The 24,184-nt window shown below is 65.3% G+C and carries 28 protein-coding genes; 3 read left to right on the forward strand and 25 right to left on the reverse strand.

The window, feature by feature from the left end; all coding sequences use genetic code 11:
* Positions 1-7 precede the first annotated feature (7 nt).
* The 12 genes from VMF11_04870 to VMF11_04925 all read right to left on the reverse strand — a co-directional run bounded on the left by VMF11_04870 (position 8) and on the right by VMF11_04925 (position 13,321).
* The gene (locus VMF11_04870) at positions 8-556 is read right to left on the reverse strand and encodes a CoA pyrophosphatase (GenBank protein ID HTU69633.1); all 549 of its coding nucleotides are present in this window, start codon (positions 554-556) and stop codon (positions 8-10) included.
* Positions 553-2,553 carry a helicase-related protein gene (locus VMF11_04875; GenBank protein ID HTU69634.1) on the reverse strand — a complete coding sequence of 667 codons (2,001 nt, stop codon included), beginning with the start codon at positions 2,551-2,553 and terminating at the stop codon, positions 553-555. Before VMF11_04875 ends, VMF11_04870 begins: the two co-directional genes overlap by 4 nt.
* Entirely contained in the window at positions 2,525-3,805 is a 1,281-nt protein-coding gene (secF, locus tag VMF11_04880) for a protein translocase subunit SecF (GenBank protein HTU69635.1), read from the reverse strand. The genes VMF11_04875 and secF overlap by 29 nt, the downstream gene beginning before the upstream one ends.
* Positions 3,806-3,809: 4 nt before the next feature.
* Positions 3,810-5,180, reverse strand: a complete 1,371-nt coding sequence (secD, locus tag VMF11_04885) for a protein translocase subunit SecD (protein ID HTU69636.1) — start codon at positions 5,178-5,180, stop codon at positions 3,810-3,812.
* 135 nt (positions 5,181-5,315) lie between these two features.
* Positions 5,316-7,325, reverse strand: coding sequence for a flagellar biosynthesis protein FlhA (locus VMF11_04890; protein HTU69637.1), 2,010 nt, complete (start codon positions 7,323-7,325; stop codon positions 5,316-5,318).
* A complete protein-coding gene (locus VMF11_04895) occupies positions 7,322-8,344 on the reverse strand; it encodes an EscU/YscU/HrcU family type III secretion system export apparatus switch protein (GenBank protein HTU69638.1) in 1,023 nt (340 codons plus the stop codon). Before VMF11_04895 ends, VMF11_04890 begins: the two co-directional genes overlap by 4 nt.
* The gene (locus tag VMF11_04900) at positions 8,341-9,054 is read right to left on the reverse strand and encodes a flagellar biosynthetic protein FliR (protein HTU69639.1); all 714 of its coding nucleotides are present in this window, start codon (positions 9,052-9,054) and stop codon (positions 8,341-8,343) included. The genes VMF11_04895 and VMF11_04900 overlap by 4 nt, the downstream gene beginning before the upstream one ends.
* Complete coding sequence (locus tag VMF11_04905) at positions 9,051-9,320, reverse strand: flagellar biosynthetic protein FliQ (protein HTU69640.1); 270 nt, start codon at positions 9,318-9,320, stop codon at positions 9,051-9,053. Before VMF11_04905 ends, VMF11_04900 begins: the two co-directional genes overlap by 4 nt.
* Before the next feature lie 53 nt (positions 9,321-9,373).
* Positions 9,374-10,039, reverse strand: coding sequence for an O-methyltransferase (locus tag VMF11_04910; GenBank protein HTU69641.1), 666 nt, complete (start codon positions 10,037-10,039; stop codon positions 9,374-9,376).
* Positions 10,036-10,935 carry a methylenetetrahydrofolate reductase [NAD(P)H] gene (metF, locus tag VMF11_04915; GenBank protein HTU69642.1) on the reverse strand — a complete coding sequence of 300 codons (900 nt, stop codon included), beginning with the start codon at positions 10,933-10,935 and terminating at the stop codon, positions 10,036-10,038. Before metF ends, VMF11_04910 begins: the two co-directional genes overlap by 4 nt.
* 45 nt (positions 10,936-10,980) lie before the next feature.
* Positions 10,981-12,309: a hypothetical protein gene (locus VMF11_04920; GenBank protein ID HTU69643.1), complete on the reverse strand. Its 1,329-nt coding sequence runs from the start codon at positions 12,307-12,309 to the stop codon at positions 10,981-10,983.
* A gap of 136 nt (positions 12,310-12,445) precedes the next feature.
* Positions 12,446-13,321 carry a hypothetical protein gene (locus VMF11_04925; protein HTU69644.1) on the reverse strand — a complete coding sequence of 292 codons (876 nt, stop codon included), beginning with the start codon at positions 13,319-13,321 and terminating at the stop codon, positions 12,446-12,448.
* Between the two features lie 393 nt (positions 13,322-13,714).
* Here VMF11_04925 and VMF11_04930 point away from each other — a divergent pair, with 393 nt between their 5' ends.
* Positions 13,715-13,948 (forward strand): type II toxin-antitoxin system HicB family antitoxin, encoded by a 234-nt coding sequence (locus VMF11_04930; GenBank protein HTU69645.1) that lies wholly within the window; start codon positions 13,715-13,717, stop codon positions 13,946-13,948.
* A gap of 449 nt (positions 13,949-14,397) precedes the next feature.
* A complete protein-coding gene (locus VMF11_04935; GenBank protein ID HTU69646.1) occupies positions 14,398-14,787 on the forward strand; it encodes a hypothetical protein in 390 nt (129 codons plus the stop codon).
* Here the strand turns inward: VMF11_04935 and fliP are convergent.
* From fliP to VMF11_05000, 13 genes are all read right to left on the reverse strand, one after another.
* On the reverse strand, positions 14,780-15,436 hold the full coding sequence (gene fliP / locus VMF11_04940; protein HTU69647.1) for a flagellar type III secretion system pore protein FliP: 657 nt from the start codon (positions 15,434-15,436) through the stop codon (positions 14,780-14,782). The two genes, VMF11_04935 and fliP, sit on opposite strands and share 8 nt — an antisense overlap.
* Positions 15,437-15,548: 112 nt before the next feature.
* Entirely contained in the window at positions 15,549-15,821 is a 273-nt protein-coding gene (gene fliN / locus VMF11_04945; protein HTU69648.1) for a flagellar motor switch protein FliN, read from the reverse strand.
* Positions 15,818-16,618: a hypothetical protein gene (locus VMF11_04950; protein ID HTU69649.1), complete on the reverse strand. Its 801-nt coding sequence runs from the start codon at positions 16,616-16,618 to the stop codon at positions 15,818-15,820. The genes fliN and VMF11_04950 overlap by 4 nt, the downstream gene beginning before the upstream one ends.
* Positions 16,615-17,337 carry a hypothetical protein gene (locus VMF11_04955; GenBank protein HTU69650.1) on the reverse strand — a complete coding sequence of 241 codons (723 nt, stop codon included), beginning with the start codon at positions 17,335-17,337 and terminating at the stop codon, positions 16,615-16,617. The genes VMF11_04950 and VMF11_04955 overlap by 4 nt, the downstream gene beginning before the upstream one ends.
* Positions 17,334-17,903 (reverse strand): hypothetical protein, encoded by a 570-nt coding sequence (locus tag VMF11_04960; GenBank protein ID HTU69651.1) that lies wholly within the window; start codon positions 17,901-17,903, stop codon positions 17,334-17,336. The genes VMF11_04955 and VMF11_04960 overlap by 4 nt, the downstream gene beginning before the upstream one ends.
* 75 nt (positions 17,904-17,978) lie before the next feature.
* Positions 17,979-19,586, reverse strand: coding sequence for an aspartyl protease family protein (locus tag VMF11_04965; protein HTU69652.1), 1,608 nt, complete (start codon positions 19,584-19,586; stop codon positions 17,979-17,981).
* Entirely contained in the window at positions 19,513-20,121 is a 609-nt protein-coding gene (locus VMF11_04970; protein ID HTU69653.1) for a lytic transglycosylase domain-containing protein, read from the reverse strand. Before VMF11_04970 ends, VMF11_04965 begins: the two co-directional genes overlap by 74 nt.
* The gene (locus tag VMF11_04975; protein ID HTU69654.1) at positions 20,111-21,151 is read right to left on the reverse strand and encodes an EscN/YscN/HrcN family type III secretion system ATPase; all 1,041 of its coding nucleotides are present in this window, start codon (positions 21,149-21,151) and stop codon (positions 20,111-20,113) included. The genes VMF11_04970 and VMF11_04975 overlap by 11 nt, the downstream gene beginning before the upstream one ends.
* On the reverse strand, positions 21,148-21,639 hold the full coding sequence (locus tag VMF11_04980) for a FliH/SctL family protein (GenBank protein ID HTU69655.1): 492 nt from the start codon (positions 21,637-21,639) through the stop codon (positions 21,148-21,150). Before VMF11_04980 ends, VMF11_04975 begins: the two co-directional genes overlap by 4 nt.
* Positions 21,632-23,101: a flagellar M-ring protein FliF C-terminal domain-containing protein gene (locus VMF11_04985; GenBank protein ID HTU69656.1), complete on the reverse strand. Its 1,470-nt coding sequence runs from the start codon at positions 23,099-23,101 to the stop codon at positions 21,632-21,634. Before VMF11_04985 ends, VMF11_04980 begins: the two co-directional genes overlap by 8 nt.
* Positions 23,102-23,371 (reverse strand): flagellar hook-basal body complex protein FliE, encoded by a 270-nt coding sequence (locus tag VMF11_04990; protein HTU69657.1) that lies wholly within the window; start codon positions 23,369-23,371, stop codon positions 23,102-23,104.
* Positions 23,368-23,700 (reverse strand): flagellar basal body rod C-terminal domain-containing protein, encoded by a 333-nt coding sequence (locus VMF11_04995; GenBank protein ID HTU69658.1) that lies wholly within the window; start codon positions 23,698-23,700, stop codon positions 23,368-23,370. Before VMF11_04995 ends, VMF11_04990 begins: the two co-directional genes overlap by 4 nt.
* Complete coding sequence (locus VMF11_05000; protein HTU69659.1) at positions 23,697-23,912, reverse strand: hypothetical protein; 216 nt, start codon at positions 23,910-23,912, stop codon at positions 23,697-23,699. The genes VMF11_04995 and VMF11_05000 overlap by 4 nt, the downstream gene beginning before the upstream one ends.
* Before the next feature lie 55 nt (positions 23,913-23,967).
* Between VMF11_05000 and VMF11_05005 the strand changes: the two genes are divergently transcribed.
* Positions 23,968-24,183 carry a hypothetical protein gene (locus VMF11_05005; GenBank protein HTU69660.1) on the forward strand — a complete coding sequence of 72 codons (216 nt, stop codon included), beginning with the start codon at positions 23,968-23,970 and terminating at the stop codon, positions 24,181-24,183.
* Position 24,184 lies beyond the last annotated feature (1 nt).

A 24,184-nucleotide genomic window follows, 5' to 3' on the forward strand; every position in this document is an offset into this window, starting at 1 on the left:
TTCGCTACTATTTCGACGAGAGCCTTGCCTCGACGCGTGCCCGCAAGCCGTTTTTCGGGTCGTTCCATGCCGCAACAAAGGCACGCAAGATATGGCCGGTCAAGCCCCAGATGCGTTTCTCGGCGTGATCGAGAACCGGTGACTCGATCTCGAACGCGCCCACCGAAACCATGTCTTGGCGCAGACCGGTCACGACGCGCTCCAACGGCACCGTGAAGGCGCCGACCGTCTCGGTGGCGTCGATGCGCAGATCGCCCGGAGCGAGCGTGGCAACGAACGGCGTGACCGCGTAATTGTTGACGCGCGCGTTGATCTCGGGCAATTCGCCGACGATCGTCACGCGCTCGGGTGCGATTCCGATTTCTTCCTCCATCTCGCGCAGCGCGGTCACGCGCAGATCGCCGCCGTCGCTCGGATCCATGCCGCCGCCGGGCAAGCCGATTTGCCCGGCGTGATTGCGCAGGTGCGCCGCGCGCTCGATGAAGATCACGCCGTGCGGCGGCGATTCGAAGATGCCGAGCACCACCGCCGCGGGCCGCCTCGCCGTGCCCGTCATCGCAGCAGGTCGACGCGCTGCGGGTAGATCGGACGGTTGATGATCCGCTCGAGGTCGTCCGCGCGCGCGCTGAGCACCAGTTCGCAGAAGCGCCTGAAGCTCTCGCGCTCGGCCTCGCCCTCGGCGAAGCGCTCGTTGCGCTCGAGATCGACTTTGCCGTCGACGCGCAAGAAGCGCACGTATCGACCGTCATCGTCCTCGCCGATCTCGACCAGGCCTTCGTCCTCGAAGATGCGTAGCGCGCGGCTGACCGTGCGTTCGTTCACTTTATCGAGCTCCAGCGTCCGCGCGATGTCGACGTAGGTCATTCGCACGACGGCATCGCCCGCGAGCCCGCGAATGCCGCGATAGAGCGCGCGCAGAACCCCCAGCGTCGGCGCATCGCGATCGATGATGAACTCGTTGATCGTGCGGTCGTTTTGCCCGAAGAGCAGGTGGATCTGCGCCACCTCCCCGTCGCGGCCGGCGCGGCCCGCCTGCTGGTTGAACTCGGTGAAATCGAAGTTCAAGTGATAGAGCACGACGTGCCGCACGTCTGGCAGGTCGATGCCCTCACCGAAGGCGGACGTCGCCGCGATCACGCGTAGCCGGCCCTCGCGAAAGAAGCGTTCGACCTCCGCGCGCTCGGGTGAGGGCATGCCCGCGTGATAGAACATCACCTCGTTGCCAAGCTTTTTGCGCAGGTTTTGCGCCAACTTGGTGGCCTCTTTGCGGGAGTTGCAGTAGACGATGCCTTTCTCGCCATCGGCAAAAAGATCGATCAGGTAGCCGAGCCGGTCCTTGGTCTCGCGCGCGTCGGTCACGTGCAGGTTCTCACGCACCGTCGGATCGATCACCCACGCGTCGATATGCAATTCGCGCACGATCTGCGCGAACGCCTCGTCGCCGGCGGTGGCCGTGAGCGCGAGCACCTGGGGCGCGCCCAGGGCCGCAATCACCTCGCCGAGCCGGCCGTAGGCGGCGCGATGTTTGGATTCGTAGAGATGGTGCGCTTCGTCGACGACCACGAGCGCCGGCGCGCTGAAGCCGGTGAACTCGCCTTGGTGGAATTCGAGAAACTCGGGTGTGGCAAGGATGATGTCCCACGCGCCTTCACGCAGCGCGGCGAAGAGCTCGTCGCGTTCCTCCGGCAGGATCGAGCCGTTAGCCCGATAGATGCGCAGACCGAGCGGATCGAACTTGCGGGTGAGCGCGTCGAATTGATCGTTGGCGAGCGCGCGCAGAGGATAGATCACCAGCGTCTTCGTGCCGGCGATCAGGGCGCGCAGCGCGGCCGGATACTGAAAGCAAAACGACTTGCCTCGACCCGTACCGAAGACGATGAGCGTATTGCGCCCGGACTCGATGCGTTCGAGCGCTTCGAGCTGCACGCGATGCGGCTGCGCCTCCCCGATCAACGCCCGCCGAATGGTATCTCCCACGTTTGCTGCGGCACCGTCATCCTGAGGCGTGCGAACGCGACGCGTTCGCACCTCGAAGGACGCGTCGCGCCACACGAAGACGTTGACGCCGCGGTTTTTCTCTCCACCCCCGGTCAACGATTCGGCACGCGTGCGGTAGCGGGCGCCGGCGTCGATCGCCGGAGCCAAATGCTTGGCGATATCGCGTTTGATGAAACCCAGCTGCAGCTCGCCGTAGAGCACGGCGATCGCATTGGGGTCGTACTCGTTCTGCGGTTGACGCTGCAGCGTCAGCTCCGTACCGGCGCGCAGGCCCGCGATCGTATCTTGCCGTCCCTCGAACGAGACACCGACCAGCTTGGTGTGAAATTGCGTGGCGCCGCCGATCGTCGCGTAGCGGTCCCGCGCGTACTCTTCCGCACGATCGAATTGCCGCTCGACGAAACGATCGATGTCGCCCTTCGAAACGCGATGCTCTGCATCGCTCCTCAGGGTGACATCGCCGACAAAGGCGGCGAAGGCGCGTTCAAAGGCCGCCTCAGACGGAGTCGGCGGCGGTAGCGGAGCTTTACTCTTGGCGCGCGCCGTCCGGCTCATGCTCCGGGGCGGGAACCTCGAACTCGTCGAGGTTCAAGCGAATCTCCTCATGACCGGCGTCGTAGGCCTGGTCGTGCAGGCCGGAAACTTGCGCGTCGAGCGGATCGATCGGTTCCATCGTCTCGACCGCGGCGCTCTCGTCCTCGCGTTTGCGCCGGTAGCGGGCCGGCGACGTCTGCGGATTGCGCGTCGCCGATTTTTGCTTTTCGCGGCGCGCGCGGCGGGCAGCGACGATGTCGTCGCGCGAGCCGCCGCGGCCCGCGCTGCCGCCCTCCACGCGCGCCGGCGCCTGGCCGGGCGCGCTGAGCGCAACGCGGCGCTTGCGCGCGGCCGCTTCGAGCTGCCGCTTGCGGAATACGAGCACCAGCGGCGCGGAATAGAAGATCGAATGGTAGCCGCCCGAGCAGATGCCGACCAGCAGCGCGAAGGCGAAGTTCTTCAGGCTCGCGCCGCCGAGCGCGAGCAGCGCGACCAGCGTGATGACCACGGTCGCGAGCGTATTGAACGATCGCGTCATCGTCTGCTTGATCGATTCGTTGACGATCCGATCGTACGCGACGCCGACCATGATCTTGGTATTCTCGCGAATTCGATCGAGGATGACGATCGTGTCCATGACCGAGTAGCCGATGACGGTCAGCACTGCGGCGAGGAACGCATCGTCGGCGGGGCGGTCGGCGATCGCGTAGATGCCGATCATCATCGCGGCATCGCGTACCAGCGCGATGATCGTGACTAATCCGAAGATGTAGTTCCAGCCGAAGCGGAAGGCGATGTAGATGAACTGGATCGAGAGCGCGATGACCAGCGCCCAGAGCGCGTCACGCAGATATTCGGCGCCGAGCGTCGGTCCGATCGCGGTGATGCTGAACCGGCTCATGTCGAGCGGCGCGACTTTGCCGAGCGCCTGTTCCAGCGGCACGGAATTGTTCGCAAACGAGGTCTGGGTCTGGACCGAGAACGACGTACCGCCGGTTCCGGTCGTGTTGATGCTCTCGTCCGAGAGATCGAGCGGCGCGAGCGCGGCGGTGACCGCCTGCGTCGTGGCCGGCTTGGTGAACGCGAAGTCGACCTCGGTGCCGCCGGTGAAGCTCAAGCCCAGGCGCAGCATGTGCGAGGGTTGGAACCCGTGACCGCCCTCGAATCCATGATAGATCATCGCGCCCAGACCGACGGCGATCACCAGATACGAGATGTAGGAAACGGTGCGGAACCAACCGACGATATTCCAATTGAGTCTGCGGAAGAACACGCGCTTATGCTCCCTGCTTGGCGAAGATACCGAGTTCGTCGGACTTGACGCCGTAGAGCTCGGGAGCGGTGAGAAGGTTGTTGTCGACCAGCACGTCGACGAAGAAGCGCGTGATAAAGACCGCGGTGAACAGCGAGACCACGGTGCCCCAGAAGAGCGTGAATGCGAACCCCTTCACCGTGCCCGTGCCGAGCATGAAGAGCACGCCCGCGCCGACGATCGTGGTGAAGTGGCTGTCGAAGACGGCCGTGAACGCGCGCGAGAACCCGACGCGCACCGCCGCCCGCATCGGCTTACCGTTCCAGAGTTCTTCCTTGATGCGCTCGAAAATCAGCACGTTCGCATCGACCGCCATACCGATCGAGAGCACGAAGCCGGCGATTCCGGGGAGCGTGAGCGTCGCGTGCGAGGCCGCGAGAATTCCCAGCATCGCCAGCACGTAGATCATCAGGGCGACGTCGGCCAAGAATCCGGGCAGGCGATAGACCGCGATCATGAAGAGCAGCACCAGGCCCAGCCCGAGCATCGAAGCTTTGAGCGATTCGATGAGATCGATCTTGCCCAGCGTCGGTCCGATCGTTTCCTTTTCGATGATGGAGATCGCGGCCGGCAGAGCGCCGGCATTGAGTTCGTTGGCGAGCGTGATCGTCTGCTCTTCGGTGAATTGCCCCGTGATCTGACCGCTGTCGTAGATCGGGCTCTGAATCGTCGCGGCTGACACGTACCGATTGTCGAGGAAGATCGCGAGCAGCTTGCCGACATTGGCGCTGGTCATCTTGCCGAACTTCGCTGCGTCCTTCGTTTGGAAGGTGATGTTCGGATTGCCCGACTGATCGTAACTCGCTTGCGCGCCTTTGAGTTCCTTGCCCGTGTAGACGATCGGCCCGCTCGCGTCGTACGCGCCGCGCTCAACGTATGCTTGGGCTTCGGCTAGCTCTTTCTTGGTTACGCCGGGCGTCTTCGGATTGTCGACGATCTGCAACGCGGCGTCCGCGCGCTGAGCCACTTGCGGCGGCATGATCTTGTAATCGAGCACCGCAACCTGTTTGAGCAGCTGCTCGGCTTGATCGGGATTCTTCAGGTTCGGAATCTCGACCAAGATGCGATCGCTGCCGACGTTGCTGATCTGCGGCTCGGTCACGCCCAGCGTATCGATGCGCTGCTCGATGACCTGGCGCGTCTGCGCTTGGATTTGCGGCGTGATCGTCTTCACGTCGGCCGTCGGTGAAAGCTGGAGCAGCAGGCGCGAACCGCCTTGCAGATCGAGCCCGAGATGAATCTTTTGATCGATCGGGAGCGCGGCCCAGAGCGAGTAGGCCACGATGGCGATGATCACCAGCGCTTTGACGAACGGTTTGACAGTATTCCAGCTCATGCGGCTTCCGGGGGCGGTACCAAAGAAAGGGCCCAGCTGACTCTCTCCGTCAAAGATGAACCTTTGTCGGCTAAAGTCGACGCCGGGGCCGGCAGGTCTTTAACTTTGAGACTGTATCAGCCTCCCTCTCCCTCGTCAAACGGCGGCTAGGCTACGAATCGTGGGTGGAACCATGCCCGCCGGGGCCAGCGGCAGCTCCGGCGGCAGCTCGGCGTAGGTCAGCACGTCCACGCGTATGCCCGAGCGCAGCAGCAGGTCCGAAAGCACGGGCCGCAGCGCGCTGCCGCAGAGCACCGCGGCACGATCGCGTGGAACGCGAGCCGCGTAGTCGGCAACCTCGTCGCGCAGCTCGATCGCGCGCTGCGGATCGGGCACAAGATCGTACTCGGCATCGACGACCAGCGGCTCGAGCCGTTCGATTCCGCGGCGGCGCAGCAGATCGGGAAGAATCACGCGGCGTGCCGACTCGGCCAGTTCGCGCGGATCGCGTGAGGGCGATTCGAGCATCGCCTGCAGGACGATGACCGGATCGCGCGGCCACGCCTGTTCGCGCAAGAGATGTCCGAACGCTTTGTGCAGCGTCCCGAGCGGAAACGCGTCGGTGCCGAATTCGCGAATCAACGCGGGCATGCTCGCACGCAAATGTTCGAGCAGCGTTTGCAGCTCCTGCCGTCCGAGCAACTCGCTCGCGTGGCGCCGCACGGTTTCGGCTACGTGCGAACCGACGATCGAGATCGGATCGAAAACCAGCGCACCGGCCGAGGCGACGCGCTCGCGGTCGACGGGATCGATCCAGGCGGCGGGCAATCCGTAGACCGGTTCGGTTTCAACCTGCAAACCGAGGCCGGCGAGAACGCCGGTGTCCGCGACCGCCATCACCCCTTCGAGTTCGAGCCGCCCGTGCGCGACCTCGCGATCGCGCACGCGGATCGCATAGGTGTCCGGATCGCGCGCGAGATCGTCGCGCAGACGTACGCCGGGCAAGACCAAACCGATCTCGCCGGCGAGCGCGCGGCGCACCTCGCCGATCCGGTCGAGCAACGCATCGCACAGCGGCGGCGCGAGCAGATGCGCGAGGTCGGTGCCGACTTCAATCGCCATCGCATCGACGCCGACCAAGCTCAACGCCAGTTCGGGCCGGCGCATCGCTTGGCGTTTGGCGCGCTCGTTCGCCGCACGCGAATCCCGGTCCAGACGATTGCGCCGGCGTACCGCAACCTGCGCCAGCACGAACGCACCGGCACCGAGCGCGAGAAAGAGCGGGCGCGGCAATGCCGGCACGAACGAAAGTACCAGCAGCAGCGCGCCGGCGCTGCGCAGCACGTCGGGACGCGCAAAGAGCTGCGCCGCCAAGTCCGCTCCGAGCGCACCGTCCGAGGCGACGCGCGTGACCATCATGCCCATCGCGGTCGAGATCAGAAACGCGGGAAGCGTCGTTACCAGCGCGTTGCCGATCGAGAGCAGCGCGAAGGTGTCCAGGGCCGCGAGCGGCGAGAGACCTTGATACGCGACGCCGACGACGATGCCGCCGACGAGATTGAGCGCCACGATCACCAGCGCCGCGACGGCGTCGCCTTTGACGAACTTCCCTGCGCCGTCCATCGCGCCGTAGAAATCCGCCTCACGTTGGACCGCGGCGCGTTTGCGCCGCGCACCCTCGGCGTCGAGTGCGCCGGCGTGAACGTCGGCATCGATCGCCATCTGTTTGCCGGGCATCGCGTCGAGCGTGAAACGCGCCGCCACTTCGGCCACGCGCTGCGAACCGCTGGCAATGACGATGAATTGGATCGTGATCAAGATCGAAAAGACGATCAACCCGACCACGAGGTTGCCGCGCACGACGAATGCGCCGAAGGCCGGAATGATCGCGCCGACCGCGCCCGGCGTCGTACCGGCGGTGAGGATCAGGCGGGTCGCGGACACGTCGAGCGAGAGGCGGAAGAGCGTGGCGACCAGCAATGCCGGCGCGAACGCGGAGAACTCCAGCGGATCCTCGATGGTTACGGCGAGCAGCAGCACGAGCGCGGAGCCGAAGATGTTGATTCCGAGCAGGACGTCGAGCAGCGCCGGCGGCAGCGGGACGATCAAGATGCCGACGATCGCCAACAACACCGCGGCGAAGGCGTACACCGGCACGCGGCTCATGCGCGGCGCTCGAGTGCGCCGCTGCGCAGCAGCGCGGCCACGACTTCGGCCACCGCGACGTAATGGTCGTAGACGATCGGCTCGCCGACGGCACAATCGCGGTAGAGGCCGCGTGCCAGCGCCACGTTCTCGATCAGCGGCACGCGATGTTCGGCGGCCAACGCACGCACGCGCAGCGCTGCCTCGTCGGCGGCACGCACGAGCACCCGCGGCACCGGTACGGCCGGCGGCCGGTATTCGAGCGCCACGGCAACGTGGGTCGGATTCACCACCACGAAGGACGCGTCTTTGACGCGTGCGAGCGCGCCGCGAACCAGATTGCGATGCAGCGACTTGCGCCGCCCGCGCGCGAGCGGATCGCCGTCGCTCTCCTTCAGCTCGCGCTTGAGCTCGGCCAGGCTCATCCGCAATTTGCGCAGCCACGCGCGCCGCGCGACCGCGTATTCGGCGACGGCGAAAAGCAGCCCGACGGCTGCGGCCGCGAAGACGACGTGCTGCGCTCCGCTCCACGCAATGCTCGCCACGCTGCGCGGCGCCGGCGCGACCGCGGCAGCGTTCACCAGATCGTGAAGAGTGGGCACCATCGCCGCCACCGCGAACGTGAACGCTGCCAGCGCGCGGACGCCGTGCGTCGCGGCTTCGCGCGAGAACATGCGCCGCAAACCCTCGAGCGGCTGCAGCCGCTCGAGCTTCACCGCAACCGGAGCAAAGACGACACCACCGTTTTGCATCGCGCCGCCGAGCGCTCCGCTGAGCGCGGCCAACCCCATCGGCAGCAGCGCGAGAACGACCAGCGCAGTGCACGGCAGCGCGGGGACGCTGCCGCCTGCAGCACGCGCCATAGCCTCGCGCGCGAGCGCGCCGATCGGTGCGGCCAGCACGAGCACCGCAAGCGCGGCTGCGACAAACGCGAGATTCGCAGCGAACTCCGCAGCCCGCGCCACGTTTCCTTCGCGCCGGGCCTTGGCGATCCGCGACGGCGGCGCTTCGAAGGTTTTCTCACCCGCATCGCCGCTCACGGTCGCGCTCCCGGATAGAGAAGGATCGGATGCGCCGCGCGGGCTGCGAGCAGCGGAATCGAAACCGCCGTTACCAGCAGCACCGCGCCGAAAACCAGCGGAAACGAGAGCGAGAAGCCGGCAAACCGCGGGATCGTCCGCGAGAGCGCGGCCAGCGCGATCTGCACGACGAAGGCCAGCGCGATCGACGGCGCCGCGACCGCGAACGCAACGAGCACGATCGTGCTCGCGAGCGACGCCGCGAACGCCAGCCACGCATGCGGATCGAACGGCGCGCCGGGCGGGATACGCTCGAAACTCTCCGCCAAGGCGAGGATCGTCAAGCGATAGGCGCCGAGCAGAAAATATCCGCCGGTAAACGCGATCGACCAGATGCGCCCGAAGCCGCTCGGTGCGACCAGCTGCACGTTGGGCGCGATCGCTTTCACGCCGACGTAATCGTCGAGCATGCGACCGCCGGCGTACGCACCGTCGTAGAGCAGGGAGGCGCCCATGCCGATCGCGCTGCCGAGGAGGAACTCGACGACGAGCGCGATCGCCAAGGCGATTCCAGCGAGATGCGTTGCCCGTACGCCCGGCGCAATCGCGACGGTGAGCAACAGCGCGATCCCGGCGCGCAGCGGATGCGGCACGCTCGGGTGCGAGAACCCCGGTGCGCGCGCGGCAAATCCGGCGCAGCGCGCAAAGACGAGCAGCACGGATGCGGTCACGAACCGTGAACCAGCGCCGGAATCGCCGCGATCGCGTCTCGAAACAGCGCGGCGCACGCGTGCAGGCCGAACGCGCCGAACAACGCAACCATCAGGCCGACTGCGAGCACTTTGGGCAAGAGCGTGAGCGTCTGCTCCTGCACCTGCGTGGCCGCCTGCACGATGGCGACGGCCGTTCCGACCGTCGCCGCTATCGTAAGGACGGGAACGCAGAGCACGGCGGCCAGAATCATCGTCTCGCGCAGGAGCGCATCGAAGGCCTCCATCCCTTCGACGCTAGAGGCGCGACGTTACCGCGATGTTGCCGGGTTAGAGACGATCAAACGACGAGCGCGAGCGCCAGGCCGTCGTGCCCTTTATGCCCGAGCGTCTGCAGCGCGGTCGCCTGCAAACGGGGCTCGCTCGCCATCATCTTCAAGACGGCGCGGGTACCGATCACGTCGGGGTCGCGGCTGTTCGCGTCGATCACCGATCCGTTGCGCACGACGTTGTCGACGACGATCAGCGTACCGCTGCGCGAGAGTTCGAGCGCACGGCGCAGGTACCGCGGATTGTTTTCCTTGTCCGCGTCGATGAAGATCAGATCGAAGGGCTCGGCCTTCGCGCCGACCAGATGCGCAAGCATCTCGAGCGCGGGCGCAACCTCCACGGCCACGATATCCGCGAGGCCCGCCGCGGCGACGTTGTCGCGCGCCACCGCCGCATGCTCGGGATCGATTTCGAGCGAGATCAGCACGCCGTCGCGGGGGAGCGCGCGCGCCATCCATATCGCGCTGTAGCCGCCGAGCGTCCCGATCTCCAGAATGCGCCGCGCGCCGCGCAGGCGCGCGAGCAGATACAAGAGCTTCCCCTGCGTTGCCGAGACCGCAATCGGCGGTAGACCCGCCGCTGCACTGGTCGCGAGCGCGCGTTCGAACGCCGGATCATCGCCGACGAAAAGCTCGGCCAGGTAGGTATCGACGTCGTAGCCGCGATCGGTGCTCACCGCAGTGCTCCGAAGCTCGCGCGCCACGCGCTGCCGGCGATCAACGCGGACACGATCGCGCGCGTCGCCGGCGAACGGTTGAGCGTGTAAAAGTGAATGCCCGGCGCGCCGCGCCCGAGCAGCTCGGTCGCCTGTAGGGCAGCGTACGCCACGCCCAAATCCTCGACGGCCTTCGCTTCCTGGTGACGAAGTTCGAGTTCGCGCAACAGCTTCGGCGGGATCGTCGCGCCGATCGCCTGCGTAAAACGCGAAACCTGCTGATAGTTCGTGATCGGCATGAGCCCCGGGATGATCGGAACGCCGATGCCGATTCCGCGCGCCCGCGTCTCGAATTCGGTGAAGCGCTCGTTGTTGAAAAACAACTGCGAGATCAGAAAATCGGCGCCCGCGTCGACCTTTTCTTTCAAGTGCATGAGGTCGGTCTGCGGGCTCGGCGCCTCGGCGTGCGTTTCGGGATAGCACGCCGCGCCGATACAAAAATCGTAGTTGCGGCGCAGCATCGCGATCAGATCGCTCGCGTGCGCGAATCCGCCCACCGGAGCTTCGAAGGTGGTCGAGCCTTTGGGCGGATCTCCGCGCAGCGCGAGCACGTTCTCGATCCCGCCGCGCGCCAAGTCGTCGAAGATCGCGCGCAGCTCGGCGCGCGTAGAGCCCACGCAGGTGACGTGAGCCATCACGGTCAGCCCGATGTCGCGCTGGATCGTTTTCGCCAGCGTAACCGTTCGCTCGCGGGCTGAGCCGCCCGCGCCGTAGGTGATCGAAACGAACGCCGGACGCAGCGGCGCGAGCAACTCGATCGTCGCCAGGAGCGCGCGCGAGCCCTCGTCGTCTTTCGGCGGAAAGAACTCGAACGAGAAAAACGGCCGCAGCGTCGCCAGGGCATCCGAAATGCGCACGATCCTACTGCTTTATCTGAAGCTAGCCGCGACGCCTCCGGCGACTTATATATTCGGCTGAGGCGGAACGAGGACCACGTTCGAGTCGCGCAAGAGCTGCGTTGAGATGCCGGCCGGAACGCCGAGCGCCGTCAGATCTTGCGGCCGGTCGAAGTGACCGTTCGTAACGAAAAGGGGCGCCCAACCACCGGCGCGGCGCTGCATCAACGTTGCTGCATTGCCGTTTTCATCACTCCAGGCCACGACCGCGAAATTTTGATCCACGCTGAGGGCGTCCGCTCGAACCTGTTGCATATTGTAGGAATTTCGCGGCACAAGGGTGCGTTGCCACGCCTGAACTATTTCCGCCTCCTGCGCCGTCAATGGGGCGATGATGGGGTGCGGTTCCCGGCTGACCTGCGGGCCAAAGACGCCCAACTTCTCGGATTGCGCGTTTGCAAACCAAAGGTCACCGAGATCGTCCTCCGTCATCCCCCAAACGTCGAAGGCGTTGAACGGCAACCGATACTGCGTAATGTTGCCTGACCGCTCTATACGCGCGATGATGCACGCCCCGTTGTACGTCATCCAGGCGCTGCCGTCCGTGCCGGCGGCGAGAATCAGGGGCCCCAAAGCCGACTCGGGCAACCGGTAGCGGACGAGTCGATCCGGCGTCGTGAACCGCCAGATTTCGGGATCACGACCCCTCGTTACATAGACGGTCATCCACCAGGAGCCGGTCCCGGCCGGAACCATGTTCCTGATGCCTGCGACCGACTTGGGCAGCGGGACCACAAAACGCCGCGCGGCTCCGGTGCTCGATAGGTGAACGATTGCGTCGTCCTGCAGCACCCACACCGTCCCATCCGGATCGACGTCGATGCTGCGTACGAATTCGGTTGGCGGCCCCGGCAGCGAGAACTCCCTGATCGTGCCGGCGCCGTCGATGTGCGCCACGCGGTGCGCCGCGAATTCGGAAACCCACGCCCCGCCATGCGCGTCGCTAGCAATCGACCAAAGGAAAGCGTCTTTTCGCGGCAATCGGAAGAGCGTGATGCGCCCGCCCTGCCTGATATATCCGACGCGGTTGCGCGATCCGTCTCGTGTCTGCGTCTGCGTGAACCACACCTTTCCGTCGTCCGCCGTGGCGAGGGCTTGTATCTGTTCCTGAGCACCGGGAACCGGATAGACGTGCAGGGTCCCGTCGGCACGAAGCTCGCCGATTCGCGTTCCGGCGTCGTGCGCAAACCAGACGTCATTCTTGCGATCGACGGCGATCGGTCCCGGCACGAACTCGACGGCGGGCAGCGCATATTGGCGGACCGGGAAACCGCTCACGCTCGAGATGTGCCCGGCGATCAACCCGATTGTGGCGAGTCCCGTCAGCAAGAGCATTTCCGGATCGTCTTATCTAAAGCTGGCGGCGACGCCTCCGCATATCAACGCCCAGCCGGGAGCTGCATGATACGACCGGCTTTTCTCGTCACATCCGGAGCGTGCTCGACTCCGCCGTTGTGGCGAATCTCGATTCTTACTTGGCGGATATCGCGAGGATCACGCCCGCGGCCCGCGCCGCGCCCGCCACGTAAAAGAGATCGGATTGCGTCGAGTCGTAAACCACGGTGATCGCCTCGGATTTGTGACCCTCTGCAAAATCCAGAAGCCCGAGCTCGAACGTCCAGTAGTTGGCGCCTGCAGCAGGCGCACATCCGTAGGCGGCGAGGAAGGCGTCTCTCGCGGTTGCGTACTGCCCTTTCGATGCTTCCTGTAGGCCGATGAGTGTTTCGGCGTCGGCTCCCGCCGTTACGTCGCCGGAGCTCGCGTGCCGTTGAAGCTCGGCCCCATCTGCAGTGAGTTCGTATTTGAAGATTCCTGGGGACGGCCCATCGCGGACGATCGCGTCGAGCTTCGGGTCATCGCCATCCGGGTCATAGCGAAGAAACACGCGCAGCGTTTCTATGGCATGGCGAGTATCGCCGATACTGAAGTAGAAACCAGCAAGCTCAAAGACGTACTGTGCTACGTAAAAGTCCGAATGCGCCGATCGGAAGAGCGACAACGCTCGAGCGTATGCCCGCCGTGCTGCAAGGGGCCGACCTTGGTTGTAGGCCAGATTGCCAGCCTGGAGATACCGTATCGCCGAGGCGAGTTTGGTATCAAAGCGTGAAGAGAGCCGCCCATCGACCCAAACCGGGTGTTGGTCGTCCGCATAATGCTCCCATGGCCCTGCTTGCGGAACCTCGAACCGAGCACGACGAGGCACCAGGGATATGCGTGCGCACGGGGTGCCCGCACCGTTAGCGGGTGCGGTATCTGCAAGGGTCGTTTCGTGGCCGCGCTGTTGCCGCGCACAGGCAACGCCGGCCGCACAGACGATGAGCACCCCGACCCAAACGAGTAAACGCATCCTATTCGCGCATATTAGGGCAATTACACCCGAGACACTGCAACGCGCCGTTTACTCCTAACGAAGTGGCTGCTCACAGGACACGATCCGGATCCTCGACTTCGAAGTCACCCGTCTGGGGCCCCCATGATGTGAAAATGCTACCTACCTTAAAGTCGCAGAGGGTACGCAAGATGAGTCGAGAGAACGCGTTCCCATGCCGCCACGCGTACGCGAAGTCGTTGCTCGCCTACTGGATTCTGGCTATGTCCTGAAGCGGCGGGGGAAAGGTGACCACTCGGTCTACTACAACCCCGAAACGGGCGACCAGATCACCATCGACGGCGGACCAAATCACGAGATGCCGAAGGCCGTCTGGCGGAAGCTTCAAAAACGATTAGGATGGAGGGACGAATGAAGACCGTTGCCGTGCGGATCGACTACGATCCCGATACAAGGACCTATGGGGCTACCTCGGACGAACTCCCTGACGTCTATGCCGTCAGCAACGATCGCGATGACGTGCTTGCGCGGTTCGTGCGCGCAGCACGGCTTCATCTCGAGGCCTTACGTGAACGCGGCGAGCAGCCTCGGCCTCTCGCGAACGCCGAGTTCGTTACCGTCGCTATCGAAGTCGACGCTGCTTAGCGTGGGGAGTGTCGTCACAGGCTGCATTTCCGGGGTTTCTCGCCAAGTGGTATCGCGCGGCTCCGCTAGCCGTCCCAGAATCACGAACCCATCGGGAGGGGAGCTACGCAATTCGGCGAGCCTTCGTCGTCGCTATGCGAAGGCTGCCCGGGCCGTCCGTGTATCGCACCCGTACATGGATGTCGACGTCGGCTCCTAGCTTCGATAGCAGTTGCGACAGCCGCGGGAGCGAAAATCCCCACACCTTGAAATTGACGATCTTCGAGATGTCCGCTTGAGCAACGCCGAGTCTCTTCGCAGCCTCGCGCTGGGAGATACCGAGCGCCTCGATCCGACGAAGAACTTCAAGCGCGAGAAAAGACTTTGCTACCAGCTCTTCTTGATCGGGCTCTCCATGCCACGCGGTTGCAGTCGTAACGTACGTCATCTCCTCATCCGACCTCTCGCTCTTGGCGATGCGCGAACGCAAGCCGGCGTCGGATAAGGTCGAGTTCCCTTTTCGGCGTCGCGATGCCGTGCTTGCTTTTCTTTTGGAAGAAGTGGAGGGCATAGATCAACTCTTTTCCGATGTAGTACATTCCTCGAAACGTGCCGACTCGATCATGAGTCACGACTTCGATGACGTCCCCGAGATCGCCATGCATCGGCTTCGCATTGCGAGCCTTGCCGCCACTTTCTGCGGCAAACAGTGCCGCGCGAATCTCGCGCCGTGGAGCATCCGGCATACCTTCGAGGTCCTTCTCGGAGCCGCCGACCCAACGGACCGGTTTCATCCAAGTTCCTCGATGATAGTCGTTCGACTATCGGTCGTCAACAGCGGTCCTACTTGGCTCACCTAAAACTCGCTGCCACGCCGCCGCAGATGAGTGCCCAGCCGTCGACCATGACGAACAGAAGCAGCTTCACTGGCAGCGACACCACCGGCGGCGAGAGCATCATCATTCCAAGGCCCATCAGCATCGCCGCAACCGCGAGATCGATCGCCACGAACGGTAGATAGAGCGCAAAACCAATTGCGAACGCGCCGCGAAGTTCGCCGACGACGAACGCCGGAACCAGCACGATCAGCGGCGCTCGCGCGGGCGGTTCGCTGGTACGGTGGGCGACGCGTTCGAAAAGCGCGATATCGGCGAGGCGGGTTTGGCGAAGCATGAATGAACGTAGCGGCGCCGCAGCGCGGTCGAGCACCTGTGACTGCGAGAGTCCGCCGCGAGCGTACGGCTCGATGGCCTCGCGATCGATGCGCTGCAGGGTCGGCGTCATGACCACCAGCGTGAGCACGAGCGCGAGACCGGAGAGCACGGCGTTAGGGGGAAGCGCCGAGGCGCCGATTGCCGAGCGCACCAGCGAGAGCACGACCACGATGCGCACGAACGACGTGCACATCATCAACAAGAACGGCACGACGGCCAGGATCGCGAGGCCCGCGAGCACGTCGAGCGGGAGCGTCGCATGACCGCGCGCGGCGACGGCAAAGAGTCCGTCCATGAAAAAACGGTAACGCCTTTACGTTACCGTTTTACTAAGGAAAGGTGTCGGTCGCTCGACTACGCTTCGCGGAGTTTATCCCGAGCGTAGTCGAGGGACCGGGATGACAAGGTTAGATCGGGCGGGAGATGAGTTCCGTAATGCGTACGCCGAAGTTTTCGTCGACGGCAACGACTTCGCCGCGGGCGATCAATTTGTTGTTCACCATCAGGTCGACCGGACCACCCGCGAGCCGGTCCAATTCGATGATCGAACCCGCGCCCAGTTTGAGCACTTCGGAAACCGACATATTGCAGGTCCCGAGCTCCGCCGTGACGCTGAGCGGTACGTGAAGTAAGACGTCGAGATTCCCGCGATCTTTGAGTTTTTTCGCATCGATGCTCATGATTCCGGTTCGTCCCTTCCGGCGTGATCGATGGCCAGCGCATAGTGCCGGCCGTTGACACCACATTCGCCGACGGCGAGCTTCCTTCCGGCTAGCGCCAACGAGCCGCGCAGTCCTCCCGGCGGCAACGCCATGACCGCACCGGGTTCGAGCGCCGCGATCGCCGCAGCGGTGTGCGTGCCGGCATCGAGTTGCACCGCCAGCTCGACCGAGAGGTCGAGCAAGTCGTCGAGTTCGATCCCGGGCCGCGGTTCGGGCTGCGGATCGCGGCTGAGCGCAATGCCGATTCGTGCACGGACGGGCCGCTCGAGTTGCAATTCGAAAAACGTCGTAAACCCGTGGGCGCCGCTCTGTTCCGAAACTACGGGCTCGCCGGCCCCGGTGCCGCAGATCGGCGCAAAATGCGCAGCGATCGCGCGAATCGTCCGCTCGAGCACGCTGCGCTCGAGAGGAGAGAGAGCGGCCGCGCCGGGTTCGCGCTCGCCGAACGCGGCCGCTGCAAGAACGCGAGCGTCGGCGGCGCGCACGATCACGGCTGCGTCGGCGCGAGCGCCACGGACGCGGTAGATCGTGGCATCGCGAACGATGGCATCCCATGCGGCGGGCGCGGGAATCGCTGGTTCGTACAGCTTGAGTACGACGGCTTCGCCGAAAAGCGCGCCAAGCGTTTCGCGCACGGCGGTGGCGACGACGCACGCCGCGCTCACCGGCAACATCGACCGCTCCTCGAACCTGAGCGAGCGCAGGCTGCGTTCACCGAGCCGTTCGCACGTGCGGCTGAAACCGAGCATCTTCACTTCACGAGGTCCATCGCGCTCTTGCTCAGCGAGCCTTGCGCCTTATGCGCTGCCGCAATCGCATCGAAGGCAATGTACGCTTCTTCGAGACGCTCGAGACTGCGATCAAAATCGATTCGGCTCTCTTCACGGCGCATCGGTGCGATCGTGCCGAAGTTGCCGTCGTGCGCGCGGCCGACGTAGGGGAGCGTGCCGGACGGCGGAATGACGTGGTTTGCGTCGACCCGCTCGAGCGCCGCCGCCGCGGGAAAGCGCGCGAGTGCGACTCGCCCGACCGCGACGCGCTCGCGTTCGCGCCCGCCGGTCCGCGGGTCGATGGCCGTGCGCTCGTATGCTAGCGTGCCGTCGTTCTCGACATGCAGACCGTCGATTCGACCCAGGGCCTCGTCGACCGGATCGACGCATAGCGGGCTCATCGCGCTCGTGCTCGAGGTAAATCCGAGGATTGCGCGGCCGTCCGCACCGACGAGCGTTCCGTTACGCAGTGCGAAGCAGCCATCGCGAGTGTACACGGTTCTGCCGCGCGCGTCGGTCGTAAGGAAGTACGCCTCCGGCGGAGCGGCGACCGAGAGCGGATCGAGCGCTACCCGCGACGACGGCTGGCCGGTTGCGACGTCGCCGAATTGCGGGGAAGCCCCGGGCGTGAACGCGCGCTGCACGTCGGCCGCGCGCTGCGCGATCCGGTCGAGCGCGTCTTGCGTCGCGGCGTTGATCATCATGACGGCAGCTCGCTCAGGTCGATCTGCAGCGCAATGCCGCGAACGGCCAAAGCGTATCGAGCTTCTTCGAGCGCACGCGCGACGCCGCGACGTACGTGCGCCGGGCAGAGGGCAACGAGCCGCGTTCCCGACGCCGTCGATTGCAGTCCGACGTGCACGCGTGCCCGCGTGCCGTCGATCGTGAAGGTGGCCCGCTGCGTCCGCTGCACCGGATTGAGAAACGCGTGCTCGATGCGCCGCGCAAGCGTCGAACGCTGCGCGCGCCGCTCTTCGCCGCTGCACCGCATCTCGGCCGGTTTTTCCGCGCGCGCCTGCAGCGGACGCGAATTCCATAGCGCCGGTTCCGCTCCGCGCACCCGCGCCGGGTCCGGACCGCACGCCGCCGGCGACACGGTGCGCGCGCGAGCGGTCTCGCCGGCTTCGCCGGGCGGTCGCTGCGCCAGATGCAGCGCGGAGTACCATGCCTGCGAGAGCGAACGGCGATCGATCGCGGCCAGCGGAACGGTGAGGATGCTGAAGTCCAGTTGCTGCGTCATCATGCCGGCATCGTGCACCGGCACGATCAACGCGGCGTCGCCGTTTCGTTACCGAAATATGAGCGCGGCGAAAACCCTCGGTACAGCGACTTCTTCAGAGCTTCCCTAGTCGGGCACCCGGCGCGCGTGACCGTCGTTGAATCCCGCCGCGGGCTGAAGGTAGAGCGCGTGATCGGAGAGGTCGAAGGTCAGCACGAAGTTTCGCAGTGACCCGAAGCCGACGTTTCCGCCGTCATTGCGATCGGCGAACGCTCCGGTCGTTCCAAGGACCACGTCGGCGTATCGATTGAACAGACGGTACGGTCCGAGCTGCAGCACGTCGACGATCGTTCCAACCGCATTGACCGAGCCGCCGATCCCGCTATTGCTGACCGGCCCGAAATTCGCAAGTTGGATCACTCCGGGATGCGCGTCGATGAAACTCTTGAACACCAGCAGCTCGTTCGCGTCGCCGGTATCGATGATCAGGCGGGCGGGGACGTTGTCGAGTTGCCCTTCGACTTCGGGCAGTTCCCGATCGGTATCGACGTCGATGCGCGTGCCGTCGCGCGGCAACGATTTCGGCGGAGCGATCGTGAGCGTCTGCCGCGTCGGATCGAAGCGCAGCTCGGCAGCGGCGAAGAACGGGTATCCCAAGATGCCGTCGACGTGCATCGCGAGCAACGAGGGCATGTCAACGACGGTGGCGATGTGCATCGGAAAGACCACGCCGCCGAGCGAAATCGGCGGGGTCTCGATGACGCCCGGGCTGGTGGTCCGGCCGGCGCCGCGAATCTCGACCGATCCTTCCGGATGCAGCCCGAGCGCCGCGGCGAGCATGGGATCGAACACGTCGCCTTGAGAGGCCGAGTCGATCAGGAACGTATATGGCTTGTTCGCGATCGTGACTTGCGTGTAGATCAGGCCGCCGCGTTCTTGAAAAGGAATCGTAACCGGCGCCGTGTTCTCCACCACTTCGGGCGTGAAGGGGTCGAAGATGGCAGGCGAGATCGGTTGGTCGACGCTGACGCTGGTCACGCGCGAGGTGATGTCGAAGGCATGATCGCCGTCCGAATCGACTTCGGTGAACGGAATCAAGAAGCCGTCGATCACGTGATAATCGCTGAAGATCGCAATTTGCAGACTGTCGTGATCGGCGTAGGCTTTCTCGTCGATCAGCCACGTGTTCGCGTCGATGCCGACCTCGTAGGTCTCGCCGTCCGGCGGTGCAACCCGCAACTGATAGATCGTCCGGCCGTCGGGCAGCGTTTCGCGATCGACGTAGTGCACGTATTGCGGATGCCGCGCGAAGAGGCCGCTGTCGATGAAATCCTCGGTGATCTGGCGCCGCGCGACGATGCCTTCCAGTTCCCGGATCTCGCCGTTTGCGTTCTGTTCCCAGAGGTGATCGCCGACCCGCAGCATGCGCTCGGTGCGGATACCGAAGAGCTCGTCGCGACGCTCCTTATCGCCCTCCTGCCATTCCTGAAACCGGCCCGACACGCCGGCGCCGTCGAGCGTTCCGCTATCTTGGTGGGTCTGCGGCTCGCGAAGATGCAGCGCCGCGAGCGCAGCGAGATGATTCGCGAGGATCGTCGAGAGCGGCGGGGGAGAGGACGTCTGCCCGCACAGTGCCGCGATGCCCGCGGCGAGCAGCGTGCTACGGAGTATCGCTCGCGCGATATTTTGCGTAACTTGCGAGGACGTTCTGCACGTAGTTCTGCGTTTCGGCATACGGCGGTACCCCGCCATACTTCTCCACCGCGCCGGGGCCGGCATTGTATGCCGCGACCGCGAGCCGCACGTCGCCGTTGAACCGGTCGAGCAGCCCTTTGATGTATTTGGTGCCACCTGCTACGTTTTGCGCGGGATCGTAGGCGTTTGTGACACCGAGCGCCGCCGCTGTTGCGGGCATCAGCTGCATCAACCCCTGCGCGCCGACCTTGGAGGTCGCATTCGCATTGAAGCCCGACTCGTTCGCGATGATCGCTTTGAGGAGCGCGGGATCGACGTCTTGCGCCTCCGCGTTGTCGCCGACGAGCGAGTCGATCTGCGCCGGCGGAATCATCGCCGGAGCATCGGCGGCGCCCGCGACGTCGCCCAGCGAGGAATCGACTTCTCCGCTGTTCATCTGCGCTTGAAGCATCGCCGCAAAGGAGCTGGTTTGGTCGGTCGGGCCGGGCGCGGGAAGGCCGGGCAATTGCACCGGGGAGCCGGTGATCTGTTCGATGCGCGACGCGACCGCCGCGAGTTCCGAGCTAATATCCATGGGTTACTTCCAACATATCGGCGCTTTCGCGCAAAGCCTCTAGGGTACGGGCCGGCGACTCCAGCCGGCGGTCCTGCCGGACGAGTGCTTCGATCGCGGTTTCCGCTCGAATGGCCGCAATCGTGGCGGGATCGGATGGTTCCAAACCGAGCGAGCGAGCGTCTTCGAAGTGATCCAGCCGAGCAAGCGCGGCGCGGACACGCGCCGCCGCGGCCGCATGCTCGGGAGCGATGACCTCGCCCATCGTCCGGCTCGCACTTGCCGGGACGTCGATCGCAGGGAAGCGTCCCGCCTGGGCCAGCCGAGGCGAAAGAACGACGTGTCCGTCGAGCAGCGAGCGCGCGGCCTCGCTGACCGGATCGCGGTCGTCGCCGTCACTCAGAACGGTTGCGAGCAGCGTGATCGAACCGCTCGAGAACGCACCGGCCCGTTCCACCAACCGCGCCGCGGCGGCGAAGACGCTGGGCGGATAGCCCGCCCGTCCGACGCTCTCGCCGGCGCCGACCGCGATCTCGCGTAGTGCGTAGACGTACCGCGCCAAACTGTCGAGCAGCACGAGCACATGAAGGCCGCCCGCCGCCAAACGCTGCGCGTGCACCATGGTCAGTTGCGCGGCGCGCACACGTTCGTGCGCACTGCGATCGCTCGTAGCGCAAATCACGGTCGTGCGATCGTTGCGCAATTCGATCCAGCGCTGCGCTTCGCGGCCGCGTTCGCCGACCAAACCGATTGCGACCGCATCGACGTGCGCACCGCGCACGACCTGCTCGAGCAGCGTCGATTTCCCGGCGCCGGGCGCTCCGAAAATGCCGACCCTCGCGCCGCGGCCGATCGTGAGCAGCGCGTCGATACAGCGCACGCCGGTCCAGAGGGGCTGCGCGACCGCGCGGCGCTGTAAAGGAAGCGCGACGCTTCGCTCGAGGCGCACGCGCACTCCGTCTATCGGCGGCAAACCGTCGAGCGGTGCGCCGAAGGCGTCGATCGCGCGGCCGAGCGCAGCCGTCCCCACCATCGCACGGGTCTCGCTCAACGATCGAATTCCTCGAGGAGGCGTTCGATCCGCACGCCTAGCGTCGCATCGATCGAACCGGCGTGCACGTCGATCATGACGTCCTCGCTGCGCAGCCGCGGGTCGGCGAGAACCGGAACGTCGAGCCGAAGCAATTGCGCCTGGGAAGGATGCACGCGCACGGCGAGGGGCGGGCTTTGGCTGCACCGCTCGCGCGCGCGCCGGACGATCGCGTCGATATCCGCCGGTGCGCTCTGCAATTCGCGTCCCACGACGTCCACCGCGATCTCGCGCAAGAGCTCCTGTACGCAATGCTCGAGCGCATCATCCAGCATCGCGCGAAAGCGCCGCACGCGCGCGCAGATATCGAGGACGAGTTCCGCGTCGGTTTGATCCGCCGGCTCAGCGGCCGGAGCTTCCTCGACCGCGGAAGGCTCGGCGAGCGCCGGAACCTCCTGCTCGATCGTCGGACGAAGCCATACGGCGAGCGGGACGAACGAGCTAGGCATGACGAGCCAGTAACTCCTCGGCGCTCGGGATCACCGAGCTGTGCACGCGCTGCATGCGCTTGACGATCGCCTCCCGTTCGTGTTGCGGATAGAGTTCGAGTACGGCCGCGGCCGTAGCGGCGGGAAGCGCGCTGATGATCGCGGCTGCCGCGTGCGGCGGCTCGTTGGCGAGCGCTCCGCGTACCCGCGCCGGCGCATAGCCCGCTACCGAGCGCGTCGTGCGCGCAATGCCCTCGCGCTCGAGTGCCGCACGAATCACCGCGTTCACGCTCGGGAGAAGATAGCGTCCGAACGCGAGCAGACCGGCGACGATCGCGAGCGCGGGCAAGAGCGGCACGATCGCGCCGTAGAGCAAGAACCATCCATCGTGCTTCTGTACCAAGCCGTGATGGAATGCGACTGCCTGCACCGTGAGGACGTCACCGCGCCGCGGATCGTAGCCGACGGTCGCAGCGGCAAGTTCGCGCACCTTCGCCAAGTCCGGCGCGCGGGCGGAATCGACGAAAATCGCGGTCGACACCCGCGCGAGCGCGCCGGGATCGGCATGCGTAATCCATTCGCGCGTATCGGTTCCGCGCTCGTCGTGCTCGTCGTTCTTCGAATATTTCTTGCCGCCGCCGTCGTAGGACTCGCTGCTCTGCGCCCGTTCGATCGGATCCGCGCCGGCTGCGGATCTCTGTGTCTCGCGATCTTCGGTCGTTGCATGCGTGTATTCGGCATGGACGCGAACGATCGCAACGCCGCCGCCCAGCGCCGCATCCAGCGCCGATTGAAGCGCCGCTTGAAGCGAGGAAGGGTCATCCGCCGATGTGCCGTCGCCGAGCGCCACCCCGCGATCGTCGAGGATCGTGACGCTCGCGGCATCGAGTCCTGCGACCGAGGCCGCGACGAACCGGCGAATTCCGGCAACGGCATCGCGTGAAAGCACGGCGCCCGGATGAAGCTGCAAGCGTACGCTCGCGGTAGCCGGATGCGTGCTCTCATCCGCAAACTCGGCCTGCTGCGCCGGTGCGACGATCACCCACGCATCGTCGACACCGTCGACGCTGCGCAGCGCGACCTCGATGTCGCCGGCGAGTCCGCTGCGCGTCTGCGCGTCGATCACGGCCGCAGGCGTCAGAACGCCGACGTTTGCGAGCGCCTCGCCGGTCGTCTCCACATGCGCGTGCGGAATGCCGGCAAGCGAGAGCCGCAAGAGCAGATCGTTTCGCCGCGCCGCGTCGACGATCACGTTGTCCGCGCTCGGCGTGAACGGAACGTTCCAGGCAGCGAGCTGATCCTGCACCTCGGAAAGCTGCTCGGTATGCAGCGGCGCCGCAAAGAGCGCGACGCGATCGGGATGACCGAGCAGGGCGGCGATCAGCGCAAATCCCGCCAGCAGCACGATTGCCGCGATCGCGGCGCTCCGAACCGAGACCGGAAGCGCACGGATTCCGGCCAGCACCGGCTGCAGTTGGTGCATCTATATTTGGAGGTTCATTACGGTTTGAACGGCCTGCGCGGCCCGCTGCACTGCCGCGGTGGCGACCGCGATCGTGACGTCGGCCTGAGCCCGCCGGTAGACTGCGTCTTGCAGCGATCCGCCGCCGTTCGCATACGCGTCCTCCGCGCTGGTGGCGTCGGACAACACCTTGCCGACCTGATCGAGCGCGCGCGCGAACCCGGTCTCGTCGCGGGCTTCCGCAGGAGTCGTCGGCGATGCCGTGTCCGGTTGCAGCAACTCAACCCTCACGAGACGCGGCCCATATCGATCGTGCGCTCTTCGAGCGTCTTGCCGACGTCGAAGAGCGACGCGTCCGATTCGTAGGCGCGCGAAGCGTTCATCACCGCGATCATCTCCGTGATCACGTCGACGTTGGTTCCGCGTTCTTCGTGTGAACCGGCAAAGTGCACCAGCGCGCCGCCGTCGCCGTCATCCTCTATGCGAAAATCGGGAACGAGACGGCCATAGCTTCCGTTTGGACCGGCGGCTTCCGCCGCGGCGACGTTGCGCGCGCAAACGTCGAGGGCGGCTCGCTGTGCGTCCATTGCGCCGGCCGCGGCGGCGAGCAAATCGATCATTTCGTCACCGCCTTGATCTCCTCCAGACGCGCGTGCACGGCGCCGAGGAGCGCTTCATCGAAGATCGCGGCGCGTGCGGTTTGCGCCATCGCGGCGTCGGCCGTGCGCCCGCCTTCTCCGGCATTGGCACGCGCAACCGCCCGTTGAGCGTCGCGCAACCGCGATGCGGCCTCGTCGAGTCCGCCGCGCAGGGAATAGGCTACATCAAACATGGCATTACGGTAGGGATGGGTGATGGCCGACGCGCATCTGCGATGTTGCCGGAATATGACGATCTTTGCGTACGGCTTCGGCATCGCGATCTCGGTCGCGATGGCCCTCGCCATCGGAAATTCGTGGGTTCGCGATCACCGCAACGGTGTTTGGACGATGTCGATGGCGGCGCGCCTCGTCGCCGGTGCGATCGCATTCGGCATCGCGGTCGGCTGGTGTCTGCAGCAGTACTTCGCGTTCCTCGCCGCATCCGCAGCCGGTCGCATGTAAC

This window comes from Candidatus Baltobacteraceae bacterium (assembly GCA_035502855.1).
Taxonomy (GTDB): domain Bacteria; phylum Vulcanimicrobiota; class Vulcanimicrobiia; order Vulcanimicrobiales; family Vulcanimicrobiaceae; genus Aquilonibacter.

Bases quoted from the DNA above. Each gene is read 5' to 3' on its own strand.
- VMF11_04870 (HTU69633.1), bottom strand. From the start codon at position 556: ATGACGGGCACGGCGAGGCGGCCCGCGGCGGTGGTGCTCGGCATCTTC.
- VMF11_04875 (HTU69634.1), bottom strand. From the start codon at position 2,553: ATGAGCCGGACGGCGCGCGCCAAGAGTAAAGCTCCGCTACCGCCGCCG.
- secD (HTU69636.1), bottom strand. From the start codon at position 5,180: ATGAGCTGGAATACTGTCAAACCGTTCGTCAAAGCGCTGGTGATCATC.
- VMF11_04890 (HTU69637.1), bottom strand. From the start codon at position 7,325: ATGAGCCGCGTGCCGGTGTACGCCTTCGCCGCGGTGTTGTTGGCGATC.
- VMF11_04905 (HTU69640.1), bottom strand. From the start codon at position 9,320: ATGGAGGCCTTCGATGCGCTCCTGCGCGAGACGATGATTCTGGCCGCC.
- VMF11_04920 (HTU69643.1), bottom strand. From the start codon at position 12,309: ATGCTCTTGCTGACGGGACTCGCCACAATCGGGTTGATCGCCGGGCAC.
- VMF11_04925 (HTU69644.1), bottom strand. From the start codon at position 13,321: ATGCGTTTACTCGTTTGGGTCGGGGTGCTCATCGTCTGTGCGGCCGGC.
- VMF11_04930 (HTU69645.1), top strand. From the start codon at position 13,715: ATGAAGACCGTTGCCGTGCGGATCGACTACGATCCCGATACAAGGACC.
- fliP (HTU69647.1), bottom strand. From the start codon at position 15,436: ATGGACGGACTCTTTGCCGTCGCCGCGCGCGGTCATGCGACGCTCCCG.
- fliN (HTU69648.1), bottom strand. From the start codon at position 15,821: ATGAGCATCGATGCGAAAAAACTCAAAGATCGCGGGAATCTCGACGTC.
- VMF11_04955 (HTU69650.1), bottom strand. From the start codon at position 17,337: ATGATGATCAACGCCGCGACGCAAGACGCGCTCGACCGGATCGCGCAG.
- VMF11_04965 (HTU69652.1), bottom strand. From the start codon at position 19,586: ATGCCGAAACGCAGAACTACGTGCAGAACGTCCTCGCAAGTTACGCAA.
- VMF11_04970 (HTU69653.1), bottom strand. From the start codon at position 20,121: ATGGATATTAGCTCGGAACTCGCGGCGGTCGCGTCGCGCATCGAACAG.
- VMF11_04980 (HTU69655.1), bottom strand. From the start codon at position 21,639: ATGCCTAGCTCGTTCGTCCCGCTCGCCGTATGGCTTCGTCCGACGATC.
- VMF11_04985 (HTU69656.1), bottom strand. From the start codon at position 23,101: ATGCACCAACTGCAGCCGGTGCTGGCCGGAATCCGTGCGCTTCCGGTC.
- VMF11_04995 (HTU69658.1), bottom strand. From the start codon at position 23,700: ATGATCGATTTGCTCGCCGCCGCGGCCGGCGCAATGGACGCACAGCGA.
- VMF11_05000 (HTU69659.1), bottom strand. From the start codon at position 23,912: ATGTTTGATGTAGCCTATTCCCTGCGCGGCGGACTCGACGAGGCCGCA.
- VMF11_05005 (HTU69660.1), top strand. From the start codon at position 23,968: ATGACGATCTTTGCGTACGGCTTCGGCATCGCGATCTCGGTCGCGATG.